This is a genomic window from Companilactobacillus miaonis, from assembly GCF_036913615.1.
GTDB lineage: Bacteria > Bacillota > Bacilli > Lactobacillales > Lactobacillaceae > Companilactobacillus.
Genome location: NZ_JAYKTX010000006.1, coordinates 88,881 through 110,196 on the forward strand (window position 1 = coordinate 88,881; position 21,316 = coordinate 110,196).

The following is a 21,316-nucleotide window of genomic DNA, read 5'->3' on the forward strand; positions in this document are numbered from 1 at the left end:
CTATTCTCTAAAAATATCTTCAATACAGTTGCCAGCTATCTTTTGATCAAATTTTAACCCTAACAACTTAGCAAAGGTTGGTGCCTCATCCACCAAGTTTGCCTTTTCAACCGTTTGATTTTCTTTAACCATAGGACCATTGAAAATAACCGTCGTTTTGTAACCGGCTTTTTGAGGATGATATCCGTGAACACCCTGATAGCGGTCAGGATTACCCATCATTTCGGGTGACACTTTTTCAACTACTTGTGGACGATCGCTTTCATCCGTGAAATAGTAACCAGGTTTTGCTTCAACCATTAAAGTGCAATTTGGATCTGCTCCCATAGCTGCAGCCTCTTTAGCGGAATAAATTTTTTCCACCCCTTCAACGCTGCCGATCAATTCTTTAAGGCGTTCCATTTGATCAAAATTACGGGTATAAATATAAGTACTTCCATCGCAAGTCTTTGCCATCACTGACCATTTCTTCTTGAAAGTTTGGTCTGGCTTTGCAGTCAACCAACCTCTCTTAGCAAACATACTGTTCAAATGAATCATTTTATCCACGTTAATTTGATAATGATCACCTAAAATGACGAAATTAGTATCCTCAAACGTGCCGGCTTTCTTTGTAGCGTCAATCACTTGCTTAACGTGCTTATCTAAGCGATGTAAAGCTTCCATTGCCTCATCAGAACGAACGCCATAACGGTGGCGCATACTGTCCATATCAACCAGATGTAGTAAAGTCAAATTTGGTCGTTTATTCTCAATCGTATCAACCGCACAAGCTGTAATAAATTCATCCAACTGTGGTTGTTTGATTCCATTACGCAATTTGCCATATTTCTTATCCATTTCCAAAATGAATAACGGTGAACTAGCCTTCAAAGAAACCAAAACCTGATTAGTCCAAATTCGATTAGGAAAAATTTCAGCTAGATTATAAGTTATCTTACTTCCAGCCGTAACTGGCCACAAAAAAGCAGCCGTTTTCAAACCTTTTTCATGAGCTAGATCATACAAGGTGGTTGATTTAACATCTTTTTGATACCAAAACCAATCTGGAGAACGACGTTCTGGTTGAATTTTAGTGTTATTAACAATTCCATGCACATTAGGGTATTGTCCCGTGATAATTGATGTATGTGATGGATAAGTCAAAGTTGGATAGATCCCTTGAACTTTTTTGACCCAAGTTCCACCTTCGACCAATTTATTTAAAGTTGGTAATTCTGCTCTATGTTCATCAATGTCTCTAAATCCTAGAGAATCGAGCGAAATAATAATTAAATGTTGATTGTTAGACAATTCTCTTTCCCCTTTTCACAAAACCACATGAAAATATTATATCGCAGTTAAGATAGAGTTGTAACGTCACAAAAAAATAGAATAGGAATAAAGTTTTGGTTTTGTCCTATATTTTTTTTGGGGGGTGGTGGTTGATGCCGTCTTCCGCAACAGCTCTGGGAAATTGCTGGAACGATGTGGGCGCGACTTTACTATGGAGGACGACATCCTTATCCACCCCTCCAAAAAAAGAGACAAGATTTTCTCTTGTCCCTTTGAGTTAAATTTTATTCCCAACCTTCAATTTCTTTTGCAAAATCGGCTAGTTTCTTTGTAGCGCCTTCTTCAGTGTCACTCTTAACACCAACATAGAACTTCAACTTAGGTTCTGTACCAGATGGTCTAGCAGCTACCCATGTGTCATCAGCTAAGACATACTTCAAAACATTAGCCTTTGGTAAGCCAGTTCCTTTAGTACCTTCTGCTGTCTTGTCAGTATCATTGAGATAATCGATTGATTCTACAACTTTTACGCCACAGATCTCATCGATTCCTTCTTCACGAAGTGTCTTCATGATATTGGCCATCTTATCTTTTCCAGAAATTCCTTCAAAGGTCTTGGAAATTGTCTTTTCACGATAATAGCCAAATTCTTTGTAAAGATCTTCTAGAGCATCATAGATTGTCTTGCCTTTTGATTCATAATAAGCTGCAGCTTCTGCTAGTAAAAGTGTTGATTGCATGGCATCCTTATCACGAACGAAAGGTTTAACTAGATAACCATAACTTTCTTCGAAACCAAAGAGGAATTCATTACTTCCTGTTTCTTCAAATTGTTCAATCTTTTCAGCAATATATTTAAATCCTGTTAAAACATTGAACATCTTAATATCATATTTATTAGCGATAGCAGTTGCTAATTCTGATGAAACGATAGATTTAACAACAGCCCCGTTATTAGGTAAAGCATTTAGGCCCTTCTTGGCATGTAACAAGTAATTCAAAAGAACTGAAGCAATTTGATTACCTGTCATCAATTTGTATGAGCCATCAGGTTGTCTGACAGCTGCACCTAAACGATCAGCATCAGGATCAGTTGCGATTAAAATATTAGCACCAATCTTTTTACCGCGTTCGATTGCCAAATCAAAAGTTTGGGCGAACTCAGGATTTGGGAATGGCGTTGTTGCAAATTCTGGATCAAGAATAGCTTGCTCAGTCACCATGTTAAAGTTTTTAAATCCTAATTTTTGGAAGATTCGTGGAGCAATCATTTTACCAGTACCGTGAAGTGGTGAATAGACGAATTTCATCTTGTCACCAATAGTTTCAATCAAATCACGGTTAACAATGACAGTTTCAAGGTTCTTCATATAGTTTAAATCGACATCTTCACCAATTAGAGTCAAAAGTTTTTCTGCTCTTAATTGTGTGACTGGTTTTACTTTAATAGCAAACAAATCGTCAGCTTTTCTAGCAAAACTAGTGATGTTATCTGATTCCTTTGGTGGCATTTGTCCACCATCTGGGCCATAAATCTTGAAACCATTATATTGTTTAGGATTGTGGCTAGCTGTAATCATAATACCAGCGTATGTTGGAATACTTCTTACAGCAAAAGATAATTCAGGTGTTGGTCTGAGACTGTCAAACACATAACTGTGAATTCCATGAGCACCTAATACTTTAGCTGATTCATAAGCAAAATCTTGTGAATAGTAACGTGAATCATAACTGATTGCTACACCTTGAGCCTTAGTCTTTTCATCCAAAGTATCCATGAATGAGGCTAAACCTTCTGCAGCTTGACGAACCGTGTAAATGTTCATTCGATTGATACCAGGTCCAATCAATCCACGCATACCAGCTGTTCCAAACTCCATTGGTTGATAAAATGCTTCTTCCGCAACTTTATCATCCTTTTTCATTTCATTTAGTTGCTCTTTCATATCAAGATCCAAATCTTTGTAGTCGAGCCACTTTTGCATATTATCTTGCCAAGACATTAACTAAATCCTCCTAATTTGTAAGTACTTACAACCATTATAGCAATCATAGAGTACTATTTATATTTGATTACGACAGTTTAAAAGATTTTTTTTAAATAATCCTTAAAAATTGTCCTCAAATATACAAATTAGTCGAAATTATTGCTGATGATTCTGTTGATATCTGTATCATAATATTTTGCTAAAGCAATCAAAGTATCAATGTCTGGCATTCTAATACCAGTTTCATAGTGAGACAAAGTTGTAACGTCAATATTAAGATGTCTAGCAACTTCTTTTTGTGTTACATTTCTTTCTTTTCTAAGAATTTTCAAATTTCGAGCAATATTAAAACCGGATTCATTCATTAGCCTATTCATTTTTTTATCAACTACTTCACGCATAAGAATCACTTCCTGTCTTTTACTAATAGTATATGTTTAAACATGTCTATATTCAATCCATATGCTAATAATAATTTTTTCATTTTTTAGAAAATCCTTGTGCCACAAGCACAAAAAAAGGATTACAAGATGGATACTTCCACCTCATAATCCTCATTATTTAAATTGTAAAAATTAACTACTTAGTTGCTACTGAGTCGTCAGCCAATTCTTGAATATAGTTGTAAGCTTGTTGTCCAGCAATACCACCTTCACCAACAGCTGTTGCTACTTGACGTAGGTCTTTCTTACGAACATCACCGACAGCAAAGATTCCAGGAATCTTAGTTTCCATATGTTCATTGGTATTGATCCAACCATCATTATCAAGCACACCTAAATCCTTGAAAGGTGCTGTCATTGGTTGAATACCAACGTAGATAAAAGCACCCTTAGCAGGAATGACATGTTCTTGGCCAGTCTTTTTATCAACGTATCTTACGCCAGAAACTTTATCATCGTCACTCATGATTTCTTTTACATCGGCATTCCAAACGAATTTGATCTTATCATTCTTAAATGCACGATCTTGCAAGATTTTTTGAGCACGTAATTGGTCACGACGGTGAATAATTGTTACAGACTTGGCCAATTGTGTTAAATAGATACCTTCTTCAACGGCAGAATCGCCACCACCGATAACGGCAACGTCTTGACCTTTAAAGAATGCACCATCACAAACGGCACAGTAAGAAACTCCACGTCCTGATAATTCATTTTCACCAGGAACCCCAATTTTCTTATATTGTGAACCAGTTGCGATAATCAAAGCTTTTGCTTCGTAGTCTCCGTCATCAGTATGAATGATTTTTGTATCACCCTTATCTTCAACAGATTCAACTGCACCGTAACCAAAATCAGCACCAAATTGAGTTGAAGATTTATACATCTTTTCACTCAAATCCGGACCCAAAATTGATTCAAAACCAGGATAATTTTCAATCGCAGCGGTGTTGTTCATTTGTCCACCATATATACCACGATCAAGAATCATCACTGACAAGTTAGCACGTGAAGCATAAAGAGCAGCGGTTAATCCACCAGGACCTGCTCCAATAATTACTACATCATATGATTTCATCGTCGAAAAACCTCCTATTACTCAACAAATGTTACCATTAATTTTCGATTTATCAATTAGATTGCTCACAACTCATTATACCAAGGGTCATCTAACATCCTACGACGATAAATCCAAATACTTATTGCGGCAATGAATAAAATCAATGATAGTACCTGTGAAACTCTTACTCCAGGTAAAATATATAAACTATCTGTTCTCATTCCTTCAACAAAGAAACGTACTGCCGGATACCAAATTAAATAACTTAAAAATACTTCGCCACGCTTTAACAGATGTTTACGATTGCGTAACACCAAAATCAATACTAAGCCAATCAAATTTCCCATTGATTCATAGAGAAAAGTGGGCTGACGGTAAGCTCCATTGATATACATCTGTTCAATAATAAAATGTGGTAAATGTAACGATTGCAAGAAATCCAAGGTCGTCTTTGCACCAAAGGCCTCTTGGTTCATAAAATTACCCCAGCGACCAACAATTTGTCCAAACAAAACTGATGGGGCTGCAATGTCTAGCATTAGCCAAGGTGAAATATTACGTTTTTTACACAAAACTAACAATACGATAAATGCTGCAATCAGGCCACCATAAATGGCGATTCCACCATGCCAAATTTTAATGATTTCTCCTGGATAGGCCATATAATAAGGCAATCTGAAAATCACATAATAAATTCGAGCCCCCACCAAAGCAATTGGGACCCCATACAAAACTAGATCCAAAATATTATCAGGATCTAAATGTCTTCTTTTAGCTTCTCGCATAGCCATAATGACACCAATCAGTGCTCCTATAGCAATAATGACACCGTACCAGTGAATTTCTAATCCGCCTAATTGTAGTGCAATTGGATTTAATGCCAATAAATCAAAACTCATTACTTACCTTCTCCATTTTTTTCTGTCTTAGTTTTAGCTTCATTTTCTTTAATCAGCAAACCAAGATTATCCTCGAATTTCTTCGTTGCGTCATAGCCCATTTTCTTAGCACGATAGTTCATAGCAGCAACTTCGATAATGATGGAAATATTTCGACCAACTTTAACGGGGACGGTAATTTGTGGTACGTCGACATCAAAGAAAGCACGACTTTCTTCCAAAGTTCCAATTCGATCGTAATTCTTGTCCGCTGACCAATTTTCCAAATTAATGATCAATTGAATTTCACTTTGTGAACGAACAGCTCCGGCACCAAAGAGATTCATCACATCGATGATCCCAATTCCACGGATTTCAAGTAAGTGATTCAAGATTTTCGGTGCTTCACCAACAATTGTTTTCTCATCACGTTGGTAGACGTCAACTCGATCATCAGCAATTAGACGGTGACCACGTTTAATAAGTTCCAAAGCCGTTTCACTCTTACCAATACCAGAATGTCCTGTCAAAAGAATTCCAATACCATAAACATCAACCAAAACTCCATGAATCGACTCTCTAGGAGCTAATTTTTCATCTAAATATTCAGTAATCATACTGGAAAGTCTAGTCGTTGGTAATTCCGAACCAATTACTGGCACATGATGTTCTTTTGCAGCCTGGAGTAATTCCTTACTAGGTTGAATATTTCTAGAAATTAATAAAACTGGTGTATCTTCCCGACAAATCTCCAACATAACCTTGTAACGATTATTTGAAGTCATTGAACGTGAATATGATGTTTCAGTTTGACCAAATAATTGGATTCGTTCACTTGGATAATAATCAAAATAACCAGTCAATTCGATTCCTGGACGAGAAATATCGGTTGTAATAACTTTCTTCTCTTTTAATAAATCCTCTCCAGCATAAACTTTCAATTCATTATCTTTTACCATTTGATACACAGTAACAAAATTTGTCATTGCTAACCCCCGTTGATACTTATTTATAATAATTTTATCATTTTAGAAACAAAAAAACGCGTTCTAAACGCGTCTTTGAAAATTATCCATCGTATAACTATTAATAATCGAATGACAAATTGCTAGAATCACTGCTACGACAAGAGCTGAGCCAAAACCATTAAAATTAAAACTGCTTGATCCAACTAACGACGAAGTCATCTCGAGCGTGATGGCATTAATGACAAACGAAAACAAGCCAAAAGTTATAAACGTGATCGGTAACGAAATAATATGTAAAATCGGCTTGATGGTCCAATTCAAAATTACTAGAACAAAACTAGCAATAATTGCTGTTGCTAAACTATCAACGATAAACATATTGGGCAATAGACGTGCGATTGCAATAAACAACAGTGTCTGGATTGCCACTTTTATTAGTAACCTCATTTGATACCCTCATTCTTTTTGAATCAATAATATTTTTTTGGTGATTTCATTCTACGCTTAGTCCGATTATAATCTGTTTCCTGGATATTTCGCTTTTCTGGGATCAAAAAAACGCTGACAACATATACCAAGACTGGCAAAAAGTAAGTAAATGGTAATAAGAAGATAAACGTTAAACGAATCCAAGTTGAGTCTATCCCAAAGAAAGCTCCTAAACCACCACAAACGCCAGCCAACATTCGATCGGTACTTGATCTTGTGAGTCTCTTATTCATAAATATTCACCTCAACTTGTTCAAAAATATACTACATATTCACTAATTAATCAATTTTACTCTTCAACATTAGGAATATGCTTCCGATTCAGTTCTACCACATGTCCAGTATTTAAGTAAACTACCCACTCACAAATATTAGTTGCATAATCACCAACACGTTCCAAGTAACTGGCAACTAACATGTAAGATGAACCGCTTAAAACATTATCAACTGTTTTTTGCATATCCTTAATACATAGTTCATTGATCAAAGTACTCTTCGCATCGATCTCAACATCACGATGGGCCACTTCTTCAGCCATTTTACTATCTTTTTTCAAGTAAGCTTCCAATGAGTCTTCCACGATACTAGTACTCATCTCACCCATTTCCGCAATCAATTTCTCGATTTCAGGGATTCTAGTTTCACCTTTTACGCGAATTGTTTCTGAAGCAATACTTACTGCATGATCGCCCATTCTTTCTAAATCAGAACTTGCCTTTAAAACAGTTACGATCATTCTTAAATCAGATGTAACTGGTTGTTGTAAAGCAATCATTTCGAAAGATTCTTTTTCCAGATCCATCTCACGTTTGTTGATCACATGATCATTTTTGATAACTTCTTTTGCCAAAGATTTATCGTGATCGATGTAAGCCTTAACTGATTTCATAATAGCTTCACTGGCCATCATGCCCATTTCTGAGAAGCGTAAATGTAAATTGTTTAATTGTTCTTCGAAAGTAGTGCGCATCTTTTTTCTCCTAACCGAATTTTCCTGAAATATAATCTTCAGTTTCCTTTTCCTTTGGATTTAAGAAAATATTTTTTGTTTTATCCGCCTCAATTAATTCCCCATTTAGGAAGAAAGCGGTTTGATCGGATATTCTCGAAGCTTGTTGCATATTATGTGTAACAGTAATAATCGTATAATCCTCACGTAAATTTAACATTGTATCTTCCACTTTAGATGACGAAATCGGATCCAAAGCACTAGTTGGTTCGTCTAATAAAATAATATCAGGTTTCACTGCTAAAACTCTAGCAATACATACTCTTTGTTGTTGTCCACCAGATAATGACAAAGCACTTTGATGAAGTTTATCTTTGACATCATCCCAGACAGCTGCATTTTTCAAACTAGTTTCGACAGCTTCATCCAAAACTGCCTTATCCTTAACTCCCGCTAATCTTAATCCATAAATAACATTATCATAAATCGAGAAAGGAAACGGATTAGGTTGTTGAAAAACCATTCCGACTTGTTTTCTAAGTGCTACTGTATCAACATTTGGTGAATAAATATTTTTACCGTTCAATGAAATAGTTCCAGTAATCGTTACATCGGGAATCAAATCATTCATCCGATTCAAACATCTTAAATACGTTGATTTACCACATCCTGAAGGACCAATCAAAGCCGTGATCTCATTTTTATTAAAATCTAGATTAATACCTTTTAAAGCTTCTTTTTTACCATAAAATAAATGTACATCGGAAGATGTTAAAATTTTTTCTGCCACGATTGAATCTCGCTCCTATCCAAAATGTCCTGAAACATAGTCCTCAGTTAATTTAACTTTTGGACGTGTAAAGATTTTTCTTGTCTCATCAAATTCTACTGCGTGCCCCAAGTGGAAAAAGGCTGTATAATCGCTAATTCTAGCCGCCTGTTGCATGTTGTGAGTAACGATAATAATCGTAAATTTATCTTTCAAATTTAACATCGTCTCCTCAACATTGGAAGTCGAAATTGGATCTAAAGCACTGGCTGGTTCATCCATCAATAAAATATCAGGTTTCATTGCAATAGCTCTGGCAATACACAAACGTTGCTGTTGTCCACCAGACAACGCTAAGGCACTCTTATTGAGATCATCTTTAACCTGATCCCAAAGTGAAGCCTGTTTCAAAGTCGTTTCGACAATTTCATCAAGCTTATCTTTGTCGTGTAGACCGTGACGCTTCAAAGCAAAAGTAATATTGTCATAAATTGATTTTGAAAAAGGATTTGGACGCTGGAAAACCATTCCAATGTGTTTTCTAACCTCATAAATATCAACATTATCTTTATTGATATCCAAACCTCGATACATGATTTTTCCTTTGACCGTTGCACCTTCAACATTGTCGTTCATTCGATTCAAAGATCTGAGAAAAGTCGATTTACCAGAACCAGAAGCTCCAATCAGTGAAGTTATCTTGTATCTTTCAAATTGAATAGATGCCTTATGCATCGCTTCCTTCTCGCCATAAAACACTTGCAGATTTTCGGTTTTCATGGCGATTTCATGTTTATCTTCATCCAAATGAAGGATGTGTTCTTTTTGTTCAGTCATATATTATTCACCCGTCATCTTTTTGTAAACTAAATTGCCAATATATCTTGCAAGTAAATTGAAAACTAATACGGCAATGATCAGAACTGCTGAAGCTCCTGCAGAAACTTGCACTGCATCAGGAATCAATCCTTCAGAATTAACCTTCCAAATATGTACTGCCAAAGTCTCCGCCGGACGCATCAAATTCAAAGGACTCGTAATACTGAAAACATTGAAATTTGTAAAATCTAATGGCGGAGCACTCTGACCAGCCGTGTAAATTAAAGCTGCAGCTTCACCAAACACTCTACCGGCACCGATGATCATCCCAGTAATAATTCCAGGTAAACTGTCGGGAATTATTACGTGAATAACAGTTTCCCACTTTGAAAGTCCTAAGGCTAGACCAGCTTCTCTTTGTGACTGCGAAACTGACTGCAATGAGTCCTCAACGTTTCTCGTTAAAATCGGTAAATTAAACACTGTCAATGTCAATGCACCTGAAAGAATTGAAAAGCCAAATTTAAAACTGATTACAAAAATTAAAAATCCAAATAAACCAACTACGATTGATGGTAACGAACTCAAAACTTCAATCGAAACTCTAATTAATTCAACTAATTTATTTTTACCAGCATATTCAGATAAATAAATACCAGCCGCAATTGAAATCGGAATTGAGATCAGCATTGATAAAATCAAAAGGAAAAAGGAATTAAATAGTTGAATTCCTACACCACTACCAGCTTGAAAAGCCTTGGAACCCGATGTCAGAAAATGCCAATTAACATATCGTAAACCACTGCCAAGGATGTAAACTAATAGCCCAATTAAAATCAAGACAATCAGACCTGACATAAAATAAATTACACCAGTTGCAATCTTGTCTTTTGTTTTTTCATTAAACATTAAAATTCACCCCGCTTGGCAATTCTTCTAATAACAAAGTTAAAGAGAAGTGACATTAGTAATAGTAAGAGTGCTAATGACCAAAGAGCATTATTGGCCGTTGAACCCATGATTGTATTTCCCATATTCATCGTTAGGACACTAGTCAAAGTCGATGAAGGTGAAACTAGATTTTGTGGTAACAACATAGCATTACCAATTACCATTTGAACCGCTAGGGCTTCACCAAATGCTCTAGCCATTCCAAAGACTACTGCTGTCAAAATTCCTGGTGTAGCAGCTCGTAAAACAACCTTATGAATTGTTTGCCATCTAGTAGCACCCAAAGCTAATGAGGCCTCTCGATAATATCTAGGTACAGATTTTAAAGCGTCAACTGACATCGATGTGATCGTTGGTAAAATCATTACGAACAAAACAAATGAACCGGCTAAAATACCAAAACCACTACCGCCAGCAATTTTTCTTACAAATGGTACGACAATCGTCAAACCGATAAATCCATAAACTACTGAAGGAATACCGACCAATAGTTCAATTACCGGCTGTAAAATTTTACGACCCCATTTGGGGGAAATTTCAGTCATAAACAGAGCAGCTGCAATCGCAAAAGGAGTCCCAATCAAGGCTGCAATCAGCGTAACTGAAAACGAACCAACAATCATTGGAGCAGCTCCAACAATGGGATGACCTGCACTGTCTAATTTATTTGGTGCCCAAACCGAGTGTGTTAAGAAATCAATTGGATTAACGCCATCCTTAATAAAAATCAATACACCTCTGGAAGCGACGAAACCAATAATGGTAACGACTAAAATAACGATAATGGCAGTAAAACTGAAAGAAATAATTTTACCCCGAGTTTCCCTTTTAGCTGAAACAGATTTCTTAGTTAAACTCTCCCTAATTGGATCTTTCAAATTATTTTACCCCCTTCGAAACGGGCGTAACATTGCCCTTATAGTCTTTTTGATACTGCATATCTTTTATTGGAACATAATTCATTTTTTTAACAACATTCTTTTGAACTTCATCAGTCATAATAAAATCTAGGAATCTCTTCGTCATCCCAGTTGGTTCACCATTAGTATATAGGTGTTCATATGACCAAATTTTCCACTTATTAGTTTCTATATTTTCAATTGTTGGTTCGACACCATCGACATTAATAGTTTTCACAGTGTCATTTAAATATGGCATAGCTAAATAACTAATCGCTCCAGCAGTATTGTAGACAATTTGTCTAACCATCCCACTGGAATCTTGTTCTTGAGCACGAACGAATGGAGTACCTGCCATGACATCACTTTCAAATGATGAACGAGTACCACTACCATCAGCACGATTAATAATTGTTATTGGAAGATCTTGTCCACCAACTTGCTTCCAGTTCTTAACTTGACCCGAAAAAATTTGTTTCAATTGCTTTAAGGTCAACGATTTGACCTTTACATCCTTGTTAACTATGGGAACCATTCCTACTGCAGCAATTCGATGATCAACAAGTTTGGTGGCATCAATATCTTTTTTCTGTTCAGCATACAAATCAGAATTACCGATATTTACCGCCCCTTGTTGAATCTGGCTCAGTCCTGTTCCGGTTCCGCCTCCTTGGACGTTTACATACTCGTTAGGATTACTCTTAGTGAATTCTTCCCCGGCAAGTTCGACTAACGGTTGAGCAGCTGAAGATCCAACTGCTGTAATAGTTTGTTGGCTTGTGGTGCCTTTGCAACCAGCTAAAACAAAAATACTACTAAACATAATTGCAAATAATGCGACAAGTCTTTTTTTCAATGTTCTCACCTCTATCCTATCTAGGATAGTACAACAATGTATATTTTTTGTATAAAAAAATGCCATGATAAAATAAATTATTTTATCATGGCAAATTTTTTATAATGGGATGTTAACCGTAAAAGTTGTTCCCAATCCGATGTGCGATTCTAAGCGAATGTCGCCATCTAAAGTATCCAAAGTTTCTTTAACAATAGCTAATCCTAAACCGGTACCACCTGTTTCCAAACTTCTGGAACGATCGACCCGATAAAATCTTTCAAAGATTCGACCTTGATCAGCTTCAGAAATTCCAATTCCAGTGTCGGTAATAATAAATTTCAAACGATTTTCAATTTCATCATGATGCAATTCAATATCAATTGAACCATTTTCTTTATTATAAGAAATAGCATTCTTAATCAGATTACGGAAAATAAGATTGATTTTTTCTTTATTGATTGTCACTTCTTCGTTACCAAAGAATTTCTTATTGATAGTCAAATGATGTTCCTTGATTGCCAAGGACTGTTGTTCCAATATTTTATCAATATCAGTATGTAAATTAACCGATTCAACTTTTGGATTAACTTTCTTGACGCGTGATAGGGATAAAATATCCTGAATCAATTCAGTTAACCTAATGCTTTCGCTATGAATGATCTTCAAGAAATGTTCTAATTTCTCAGGGTCATCCTTTGCCCCAGCCAACAGTGTCTCGGAAAAGCCTTCGATCGAAGTTACTGGAGTCTTCAATTCGTGACTGACATTATTGACGAAATCGACTTGCATCCGTTCTATCTGGCGACTCTGTGTCAAATCATATAAAATAACCAAAACTTGTTGGTCAAAATCTTCTCGGGTGTGAACCAATCTGATCACATTAGCGTCGACATACTTTTGAGAATTTCCGACTAATTGGATCTCACGATGATGATTTTTATTTTTCTTCAAAGTATGCTCGATCATTCGACTCAGACTGTAAGTCTTAACATCTTCAATGAAAGGATGAATATCACTAGAAATATTGACGTCTAGTAACGATGCCATCGCCTGATTATGCATCAAGACATCCCCCTGCGAATTCAATAGCATGACCCCAATGGGCAAATGACCAACTAATCCACGAAATCTTCGTTCACGCAAACGGACATCGTCTCGTAATTCGTTAATATCCATACTGATTTTATTTGTTTGCTCAACTAATCCGTATAACTCGTCATCTGGAGATAGGATCAACGAAGACATCTCTTTATTCTTACGAACTCGTCTTAAATTCTCAGTCACACTTTGGATGTCCTTGCTGAGCATTTGACGTTTTCGATAATAAAAGAGAATTACTGAATCAGTAATGATAAAATACATCAACGCAATCAAAGCAAAAGTCAATGGAGCCTGACTCCATAAACGTTTATAGCGTTTTGCGACTACATAACGAGATCCAGACATATAGTACATAATTCTTTCATTCATACTTGTGTCTGAAACATAATTTTTACCAGGTGCAACACGTCCTCGATGGAACATGTCATAAGCTTTTTTCTCAAGATAAGTACTTTCTTTATTAGAGTTGACATACTCTAAGCCAGCAATCTTGGCGGCAGTTTCTGGCTCATGATTCTTTCTCAACTCTTGGTAAGAAATTGTTTCTTCAGTAAACATATCCTTTTGTGAATCACGCAAAATGGTATCTGAAAAAATTACTAACACAATAAAGATAACTACCGAAATCAAAATAGCAATAATGGGTCCTATTTTCCTTCTCATCGTTATACCTCTAATATATAACCGAATCCATGCACGGTTTTAATTATTTGTGGATCTTTGGTGTCCTTTTCAATTTTATCACGAAGGTGGCTAATTTGAATATCAACCATCCTCATTTGAGAATTTGAATTGATTCCCCAAACATTATCAAAAATTTGTTCACGAGATACAACAATGCCTTTATTTCTAATTAAAAATTCTAATAATTCATACTCTTTTTTGGTTAAAGAAATCTCTCTACCATCCATCACCAAACTTTTGACGTCGGTATTCAGTTGAAACTCCTTCTTGTGTTGCACGGATGTAGTACGACGCAAAACAACTTCAATTCTAGCCAAAAGTTCTTTAATGCTAAAAGGCTTAGTAATGTAGTCGTCAGCTCCACTGATCAATCCTTGAATCTTACTATCCTCAGCATCGACGGCGGTCAAAAAAATTACGGGTGTTAAAATATCGGATTGACGCATCTTTTTCAAGACTTCCATCCCGTTCATTTTTGGCAACATTTGATCCAATAACATTAAATCAAAATCATCGGTACTAACTTTCTCAAAAGCCATCGCTCCGTCTGTTGCAGTACTCACCTGATAGTCATTATTTTCCAAATTATATTCGATCAATTCCAAAATTGCAGGTTCATCATCGACTACTAAGATCTTGCTTTTCATTTTTAGTTAACTCCTTGTAGTTTCCATTGGAGATAAGCGTAAATAAAGGGATCCAAATCACCATCCATTACTGCTTGACCATTTCCGGTCTCATAGTTTGAACGATGGTCTTTAACCATGGTATATGGGTGGAAAACATAAGATCTGATCTGTGAACCCCAACCAATATCCTTTTGTTCCCCTTGAATTTGTGCATGTTTTTTAGCACGCTCTTCTTCTTCACGTTGGAAAAGTTTCGCCTTCAACATATTCATGGCTGTCTCTCTATTTTGCAATTGTGAACGTTGGGCTTGGGAACTGACAACGATTCCGGTTGGTAAATGAGTAATTCTAACCGCAGATGAAGTTTTGTTAATGTGTTGACCACCAGCACCTGATGATCTGAAAACATCAACTCTTAAATCATCATCATTAATTTCAACGTGTATACTATCATCCAATTCTGGCATAACATCGACCGATGCAAAGGAAGTGTGACGACGACCAGCTGAATCAAATGGTGATATTCTAACTAGACGATGGACGCCACGCTCTGAACGCAATAAGCCGTATGCATTTTTTCCACGGATCATCATCGTTACACTCTTAATACCAGCCTCATCGCCAGGTTGATAGTCTTCAATCTCAACTGAAAAATTGTGTTGTTCTGCCCAACGTTGATACATTCTCAACAGCATTGAACCCCAGTCTTGCGATTCCGTTCCACCAGCGCCAGGATGAATCTCCATAATTGCATTGTGCGTATCATACGGTTCTGACAATAACATCATTAACTCATAAGAACGAAGTTTTTTTTCTAAACTGGACGATTCGTCCACCATTTGATCCATCAAATCATCCTCAGGATCTTCCTGATAAAGTTCAGCCGCAACTTTAATATCATCTAACCCTTGACTGAGCTCATTAAAATTATCATATTTATCTTTCATTGACTTAGTATCATCAATAACTTTTTGTGCTTTATCATGATTATCCCAAAAGCCAGGTTCAGCCATCTTATTCTCATTCTCAGCGATACTTTCTTCGAGTGATTCTAAGTCAAAGAGACCCCCTGAACTGACTTATTTTGTTTTCCATCTCGGAAATCTTATTTTTAATCTCTCCAAATTCCATTTAATCACCTTTATAAAAAAAGCAGGCCCTAAGGCCCGCTTTTTATCTTTCCATATTTTGTCTGATTTCGGCCTTCATGAATAGTCTTGTAACATCATATTCAATATCTGAAACCATTTCTTCAAACATTCTGTATCCTTCTTCTTGGTACTCAACCAAAGGATTCAATTGACCGTAACCACGTAGTCCAATTGATTGACGTAGTTGATCCATGGCATCGATATGATCAGTCCAATGTTCATCAACAACTCTTAGAATAACAACTTTTTCGAATTCAAGCATTTGAGCAGGATCACCAAGTTGTTGCTTCTTTTCTTCATAGTTCTTCTTAACAAAATCCATTAAATAATTAATGATTTCGTCTTGTGACTTAAGTTGTAAATCAACGACTGACATTTGATTTTCATTTACTAAAGCAGATTTAGCAAAGTCAGCAATTGCTTCCAATTCCCAATCTTCTTGTTTACCTTGAGTGTGAACATCAACTTGTGCCTTGATAGTACGTTCGATCATTGGCATTAAGACTTTATCAAGATCTTTGTCTTCATTGATTACTTGCATACGTTCTTTATAGATTACTTCACGTTGTTCACGCATAACATCATCATATTGCAAAGTATTCTTACGTGTATCATAGTTGTTACCTTCAACACGTTTTTGAGCTGATTCAACTTGACGCGTCATCATCTTACTTTGAATAACAGCATCATCGTCTTCAATCTTCAAAGCCTTTAAGACACGTTTGATTCGGTCTGAACCGAAACGCTTCATCAAGTCATCCTCAAGTGACATGTAAAATTGTGTTACACCTGGATCTCCTTGACGACCGGAACGTCCACGAAGCTGATTATCAATACGACGTGATTCATGGCGTTCAGTACCTAATACACACAAACCACCTAATTCTACGACGCCAGGTCCTAATTTAATATCAGTACCACGACCAGCCATATTAGTAGCGATAGTAACAGCACCACGTTGACCGGCATTCATAATAATTTCAGCTTCCTTAGCGTGGTTCTTAGCGTTCAAAACTGCATGAGGAATACCTTCTTTATCCAATAATTTAGATAGGTATTCTGATGATTCAACCGCAACTGTACCAACTAGAATTGGTTGACCCTTAGCGTGACGACGTTTGATATCTTTAACTACTGCGGCAAACTTACTCTTTAATGTTGGGTAAAGTAGATCTTCTTTATCATCACGAATAACTGGTTTGTTAGTAGGAATTGAGATAACTTCCATGTTATAGATTTCTCTAAATTCTTCGGCTTCTGTTTTGGCAGTACCAGTCATACCAGCTAGTTTATCGTACATACGGAAGAAGTTTTGATAAGTGATGTTAGCCATAGTCTTGGTTTCATCTTGAATCTCAACACCTTCTTTAGCTTCAATAGCTTGGTGCAATCCATCAGAATAACGACGACCATCCATAACACGACCAGTAAACTGATCAACGATCTTAACTTCGCCATCTTGAACCACATAATCAATATCAAGACTCATAATGAAGTTAGCACGCAAAGCTTGATCCAAATGGTGATTCAAAACAGTATTGTCAATATCATACAAGTTATCAAGGCCAAAGTAATCTTCGGCCTTTCTGATACCAGTTTCTGTCAAACTGATTGACTTAGTTGGCCAATCAATCTTGTAATCATCTTTTTCAAGAGTTTTGGCAAAACGGTCAGCACGAACATACATTGCAGTTGACTTTTCCGCTGCTCCAGAAATGATCAATGGAGTTCTAGCCTCATCGATCAAAATGGAGTCAACTTCATCGACGATTGCATAATGCAATGGACGTTGAACCATTTGTTCCTTATAAACAACCATGTTATCACGAAGATAATCGAAACCTAATTCACTATTAGTTGAATAAGTTACATCACAGTTATAGGCAGCACGCTTTTCTTCTGGGTCCATACTATTGAGATTCAATCCAACAGTTAGACCAAGCCACTTGTACAATTCACCCATCTCTTTAGCATCACGGCCAGACAAGTATTCATTAACTGTAACAACGTGAACACCTTTTCCAGCAAGAGCATTTAGATAAACTGGAAGTGTAGCAGTCAAAGTTTTACCTTCACCAGTTTTCATTTCAGCGATATTACCTTCATGAAGTGTAATACCACCAATTAATTGAACTCTAAATGGATAGAGTCCCAAAACTCTTTTGGCACCTTCACGAGCGGTTGCAAAAGCTTCTGGCAAAATATCATCAAGTGTTTCACCATTGGCTAGTCTTTCTTTAAATTTAGGAGTCTTAGCTTGAAGTTCCTCATCAGAAAGCTTGCTATATTCATCAGCGTAACTCTCGATTTTATCGGCAATCTTGCCCATACGTTTAACTTCTCTTTTATCGCTTTCGACCCATCTTCTTAGCGGATTTGCCATATTTATATATCTCTCCTAAGTGTAATAAACATACTCTTAATAGTAGCATTATTTTTTAAACTTTTAAACTTAATATCTTTAAAATAGACTTTTCAGGAATACAATGATACACCACTTTTACTAGTAATAGTGTTAAGAATGCTTTACAAAGTAAAAAACTAAGTTTTTTATTTGTATATAACTATGTCGGCCTCCATAGCAGATCCTTGGTTTATTTACTTTCCCACTTCAAAATAGATGTAACAGTCTTTGGAAATACTCAGCTCTAAAATTCCAGAACGTTCCATTATTTCCTGAAGCTGTTGTAAAAGATGGCTTCTCTCACTACTCAAAATAAAGAGCTAGCAAACAAAAAAGCCTAAGATAACCATCTCTGATTACCTTAAGCTGTTTATTTTAAAAAACTAACACTCAATTTTCTATTCGTTTGTTTCGATCAAACCATACTTGCCGTCATTACGTTTGTATACAATACTTGCACCATTAGTTTCTGAATCTTCGAAGATGAAGAATTCATGGCCTAACATTTCCATTTGTAGAACGGCTTCTTGAGCATCCATTGGTTTCAATGAAAGACGTTTTGTTCTAACGATTTCTGATTTATCTTCTTCAGTATCTTCTGGTGTTACATCATCAATAGGAATATCTCTAATGCTGCCACTTTCACGACTCTTACGATTTACACGAGTCTTAAATTTCTTAATTTGTCTTTCTAGTTTATCGATTACTAAATCAATTCCTGCATATAAATCGTCATTTACTTCTTCAGCTCTCAATGTGATATATGGCAATGGAATTGTAACTTCAACCTTTGTACCCTTTGATGGATATGTCTTCAAGTTTACATGAGCAATAGGATTACTATCGTCACTAAAATATTTTTCCATCTTGGAAATTCTCTTTTCGACATATTCACGAATTGATGAAGTTACCTCAATATTTTCACCACGTACATTAATCGTTAACATAATAATCTCTCCTTCCGACGAGTAGGAAATCAAAGAGTGTTCTTACTTCTCTTTAATGCAATTATAATATTCTTACGCCAATATGACAACGTTTACACTATCTTGATAATGAAAACGTGGAAATATTTTTAAATCCACGTTCAAAAAATATATCATGAGCATGCATCAAAGTACGCCCTGTCGTATAAACATCATCTAAAATCAAAATACTCTGACTTTTTGATAATTGATCAATTGCTGGTTGGGCAAAAAAGGTTTGTGGCGAATGCATTCGCTCCAGACGATTCTTTTGTGCTTGAGGTCTATCGGCATCTTTTTTTCCCAACAAATTTTTTAAATCAAATATATCTGCGTACAATTCATAGACTGGATCAAAGCCACGTGCTTTCAGATGACTTGGGCTAGCCGGAATATAAGTAACTACATCGAAGTGATTTTTCAAAGACCAACTCTTTATATCTTGATAGAAAAGTTTTGCTAACAAGACATCTCCATACCTTTTATACAGCTTAAAGTAGCTGTGTATGAACTGATTATACTCAAACAAAGCTTGATGGCAATTGATTTTGTGATAATTTTTCTCCCAAATTTGACAGTCAGAACAAATTCCTCCACTCTCTGGCTTAAAACATCTTGGACAATTATCCCTGTCTATCAAGGGTTTTAACTGTTGTCGACAAAAATTACAGATATAATTAGGCGTGATTGGTGTTAATGAAAATATTTCTATAATTTTTAAATTATTGGTTATTTCTGAACCACAATTTAAGCATTTCATTTCTTAGCCTGGCGATTGAGCAAATTTATTTCAGCGCAGGCTTGTTTGATCTGCAAATTGTAATAACAATAATAAAAGTGCACCTCATCATCAAACGAATCTTTGCCACGCCCGGCACGACCGGCTATTTGAATCAAAGAGGTTTTTGAAAATTCTTTGGCATCAGCGTTGAGCACTATTACCATAATTTTTTTGAAAGTCACACCACGTTCCAAAATCGTTGTGGTCAAAATGACCTGAACTTGTCGCTCACGAAACTTTTGTACTTTTTCTAAACGCTGCGGATCTTTAGAACTGACGGTCACAAACGTTAAATCTGGAAATTCTCGATGTAATTTTTTTGAAAAAGCCAACATTTCAGGAATTGAAGGAAAAAATAACATTACACGATGATTTTTAAAAGCTTGCTGTAAATGTAATTTTAAGCGCGGATTAATGCCCAGAAAATCAATCTTTTTAAATAACAAATGACACTTCGGTTCCGGTAAAGGATGACCGTGAAATCTCTGATACAATTTAGTCAGTGAGATTTTTTTATTTTGCACTTCATCGATCAACGCTTGGGGAGGAGTCGCAGATAAGTAAGTAATCATTCCCGTTTCTTTTTTCGCCTTTTTAATAGCTTTATGCAGCATTAAACTGCCCGCTAAAGGATAGGAATCCACTTCATCAACAATTAAAACATCGAACGCTTTTTCAAATCGAATCAACTGGTGCACCGTCATAACAGAAATTTGCGTCAAATGATATTTCTCCAAACTTTGACCATGAAACAAGCCAATCGAAGTATTAGGAAAAACTTTTTGTAACCGTGGAAATAATTCAATACAGACATCCACTCGTGGTGAACAAATAGCAATCCTTTGCTGATTTTTTAAAGCTAGTTCAATCAAGGGGAAAGTCATCTCCGTTTTACCGGCCCCCGTCACTGCCCAGACTAAATGATCACGATGCTTTTTAAAAGCTTCTGTAAGCTCTCTGACACCAATTTCTTGATTGGTTGTCAACTTACCGTCCCACTTCAAATATTGACTCTGAACCGGGAATTTAAGCTCTGACGGTGTAATCAGCAGTCGATCATCTGTATTAATTTTCCCAAGATTGATACAATTACGACAATACTTGGTCTCACTAATCGGCATCAAACAGCGACGGCAATAAACTTGCTTGTCCTCCTGATAAGTCGCTGAATAAATTTTGGCCCCATACACAAGCAGTGTCGAGATAGTATCTGAATCCAAATCACGCAAATTAAATATGCGTCCACCTAAGTACTCTTCTAAATTTGTCATACTC

Annotated in this window: 21 protein-coding genes; all 21 read right to left on the minus strand. The window is 36.3% G+C overall.

Annotation, left to right across the window (positions count from 1 at the left end; all coding sequences use genetic code 11):
- Positions 1–1,293, minus strand: a complete 1,293-nt coding sequence (locus U8521_RS06440; protein WP_334352235.1) for an alkaline phosphatase family protein — start codon at positions 1,291–1,293, stop codon at positions 1–3.
- Positions 1,294–1,559: 266 nt separating this feature from the next.
- The gene (locus U8521_RS06445; RefSeq protein ID WP_334332365.1) at positions 1,560–3,278 is read right to left on the minus strand and encodes a phospho-sugar mutase; all 1,719 of its coding nucleotides are present in this window, start codon (positions 3,276–3,278) and stop codon (positions 1,560–1,562) included.
- 131 nt (positions 3,279–3,409) lie between these two features.
- Positions 3,410–3,664, minus strand: coding sequence for a helix-turn-helix domain-containing protein (locus U8521_RS06450; RefSeq protein ID WP_334332364.1), 255 nt, complete (start codon positions 3,662–3,664; stop codon positions 3,410–3,412).
- Between the two features lie 178 nt (positions 3,665–3,842).
- Positions 3,843–4,784 (minus strand): thioredoxin-disulfide reductase, encoded by a 942-nt coding sequence (gene trxB, locus U8521_RS06455; RefSeq protein ID WP_334352236.1) that lies wholly within the window; start codon positions 4,782–4,784, stop codon positions 3,843–3,845.
- A gap of 65 nt (positions 4,785–4,849) precedes the next feature.
- Positions 4,850–5,665, minus strand: a complete 816-nt coding sequence (gene lgt, locus U8521_RS06460; protein WP_334352237.1) for a prolipoprotein diacylglyceryl transferase — start codon at positions 5,663–5,665, stop codon at positions 4,850–4,852.
- Positions 5,665–6,630 (minus strand): HPr(Ser) kinase/phosphatase, encoded by a 966-nt coding sequence (gene hprK / locus U8521_RS06465; RefSeq protein ID WP_334332361.1) that lies wholly within the window; start codon positions 6,628–6,630, stop codon positions 5,665–5,667. Before hprK ends, lgt begins: the two co-directional genes overlap by 1 nt.
- A gap of 63 nt (positions 6,631–6,693) precedes the next feature.
- Complete coding sequence (locus tag U8521_RS06470; protein WP_135371105.1) at positions 6,694–7,059, minus strand: phage holin family protein; 366 nt, start codon at positions 7,057–7,059, stop codon at positions 6,694–6,696.
- Between the two features lie 23 nt (positions 7,060–7,082).
- Positions 7,083–7,334: a PspC domain-containing protein gene (locus tag U8521_RS06475; protein WP_334332360.1), complete on the minus strand. Its 252-nt coding sequence runs from the start codon at positions 7,332–7,334 to the stop codon at positions 7,083–7,085.
- A gap of 56 nt (positions 7,335–7,390) precedes the next feature.
- Positions 7,391–8,071 carry a phosphate signaling complex protein PhoU gene (gene phoU, locus U8521_RS06480; protein WP_334332359.1) on the minus strand — a complete coding sequence of 227 codons (681 nt, stop codon included), beginning with the start codon at positions 8,069–8,071 and terminating at the stop codon, positions 7,391–7,393.
- A 10-nt stretch (positions 8,072–8,081) separates the two neighbouring features.
- A complete protein-coding gene (gene pstB / locus U8521_RS06485; protein WP_334332358.1) occupies positions 8,082–8,840 on the minus strand; it encodes a phosphate ABC transporter ATP-binding protein PstB in 759 nt (252 codons plus the stop codon).
- Positions 8,841–8,855: 15 nt separating this feature from the next.
- Positions 8,856–9,656: a phosphate ABC transporter ATP-binding protein PstB gene (pstB, locus tag U8521_RS06490; protein WP_334332357.1), complete on the minus strand. Its 801-nt coding sequence runs from the start codon at positions 9,654–9,656 to the stop codon at positions 8,856–8,858.
- Positions 9,657–9,659: 3 nt separating this feature from the next.
- Positions 9,660–10,547: a phosphate ABC transporter permease PstA gene (pstA, locus tag U8521_RS06495; protein WP_334332356.1), complete on the minus strand. Its 888-nt coding sequence runs from the start codon at positions 10,545–10,547 to the stop codon at positions 9,660–9,662.
- Positions 10,547–11,467: a phosphate ABC transporter permease subunit PstC gene (gene pstC, locus U8521_RS06500; protein ID WP_334332355.1), complete on the minus strand. Its 921-nt coding sequence runs from the start codon at positions 11,465–11,467 to the stop codon at positions 10,547–10,549. Before pstC ends, pstA begins: the two co-directional genes overlap by 1 nt.
- 1 nt (position 11,468) lies before the next feature.
- Positions 11,469–12,344, minus strand: coding sequence for a phosphate ABC transporter substrate-binding protein PstS family protein (locus U8521_RS06505; RefSeq protein ID WP_442885957.1), 876 nt, complete (start codon positions 12,342–12,344; stop codon positions 11,469–11,471).
- 99 nt (positions 12,345–12,443) lie between these two features.
- A complete protein-coding gene (locus tag U8521_RS06510) occupies positions 12,444–14,090 on the minus strand; it encodes a sensor histidine kinase (RefSeq protein ID WP_334352238.1) in 1,647 nt (548 codons plus the stop codon).
- Between the two features lie 2 nt (positions 14,091–14,092).
- On the minus strand, positions 14,093–14,758 hold the full coding sequence (locus U8521_RS06515) for a response regulator transcription factor (protein ID WP_334332353.1): 666 nt from the start codon (positions 14,756–14,758) through the stop codon (positions 14,093–14,095).
- Between the two features lie 2 nt (positions 14,759–14,760).
- A protein-coding gene (prfB, locus tag U8521_RS06520) for a peptide chain release factor 2 (protein WP_442886131.1) occupies positions 14,761–15,871 on the minus strand; the annotation gives its coding sequence in 2 pieces (ribosomal slippage) (positions 14,761–15,819 and positions 15,821–15,871; 1,110 coding nt in all).
- Between the two features lie 42 nt (positions 15,872–15,913).
- Positions 15,914–18,274, minus strand: a complete 2,361-nt coding sequence (gene secA, locus U8521_RS06525) for a preprotein translocase subunit SecA (protein WP_334332351.1) — start codon at positions 18,272–18,274, stop codon at positions 15,914–15,916.
- Between the two features lie 419 nt (positions 18,275–18,693).
- Positions 18,694–19,242 carry a ribosome hibernation-promoting factor, HPF/YfiA family gene (gene hpf, locus U8521_RS06530; protein ID WP_334332350.1) on the minus strand — a complete coding sequence of 183 codons (549 nt, stop codon included), beginning with the start codon at positions 19,240–19,242 and terminating at the stop codon, positions 18,694–18,696.
- A gap of 97 nt (positions 19,243–19,339) precedes the next feature.
- Positions 19,340–19,726 (minus strand): ComF family protein, encoded by a 387-nt coding sequence (locus tag U8521_RS06535; RefSeq protein WP_334332349.1) that lies wholly within the window; start codon positions 19,724–19,726, stop codon positions 19,340–19,342.
- A 290-nt stretch (positions 19,727–20,016) separates the two neighbouring features.
- Positions 20,017–21,312, minus strand: a complete 1,296-nt coding sequence (locus tag U8521_RS06540; RefSeq protein WP_334332348.1) for a helicase-related protein — start codon at positions 21,310–21,312, stop codon at positions 20,017–20,019.
- Positions 21,313–21,316: the final 4 nt, after the last annotated feature.

Coding starts and splice junctions, on each gene's coding strand:
- U8521_RS06445 (WP_334332365.1), bottom strand. CDS start 3,278: ATGTCTTGGCAAGATAATATGCAAAAGTGGCTCGACTACAAAGATTTG.
- U8521_RS06450 (WP_334332364.1), bottom strand. CDS start 3,664: ATGCGTGAAGTAGTTGATAAAAAAATGAATAGGCTAATGAATGAATCC.
- trxB (WP_334352236.1), bottom strand. CDS start 4,784: ATGAAATCATATGATGTAGTAATTATTGGAGCAGGTCCTGGTGGATTA.
- lgt (WP_334352237.1), bottom strand. CDS start 5,665: ATGAGTTTTGATTTATTGGCATTAAATCCAATTGCACTACAATTAGGC.
- hprK (WP_334332361.1), bottom strand. CDS start 6,630: ATGACAAATTTTGTTACTGTGTATCAAATGGTAAAAGATAATGAATTG.
- U8521_RS06470 (WP_135371105.1), bottom strand. CDS start 7,059: ATGAGGTTACTAATAAAAGTGGCAATCCAGACACTGTTGTTTATTGCA.
- U8521_RS06475 (WP_334332360.1), bottom strand. CDS start 7,334: ATGAATAAGAGACTCACAAGATCAAGTACCGATCGAATGTTGGCTGGC.
- phoU (WP_334332359.1), bottom strand. CDS start 8,071: ATGCGCACTACTTTCGAAGAACAATTAAACAATTTACATTTACGCTTC.
- pstB (WP_334332357.1), bottom strand. CDS start 9,656: ATGACTGAACAAAAAGAACACATCCTTCATTTGGATGAAGATAAACAT.
- pstA (WP_334332356.1), bottom strand. CDS start 10,547: ATGTTTAATGAAAAAACAAAAGACAAGATTGCAACTGGTGTAATTTAT.
- U8521_RS06510 (WP_334352238.1), bottom strand. CDS start 14,090: ATGAGAAGGAAAATAGGACCCATTATTGCTATTTTGATTTCGGTAGTT.
- U8521_RS06515 (WP_334332353.1), bottom strand. CDS start 14,758: ATGAAAAGCAAGATCTTAGTAGTCGATGATGAACCTGCAATTTTGGAA.
- secA (WP_334332351.1), bottom strand. CDS start 18,274: ATGGCAAATCCGCTAAGAAGATGGGTCGAAAGCGATAAAAGAGAAGTT.
- hpf (WP_334332350.1), bottom strand. CDS start 19,242: ATGTTAACGATTAATGTACGTGGTGAAAATATTGAGGTAACTTCATCA.
- U8521_RS06540 (WP_334332348.1), bottom strand. CDS start 21,312: ATGACAAATTTAGAAGAGTACTTAGGTGGACGCATATTTAATTTGCGT.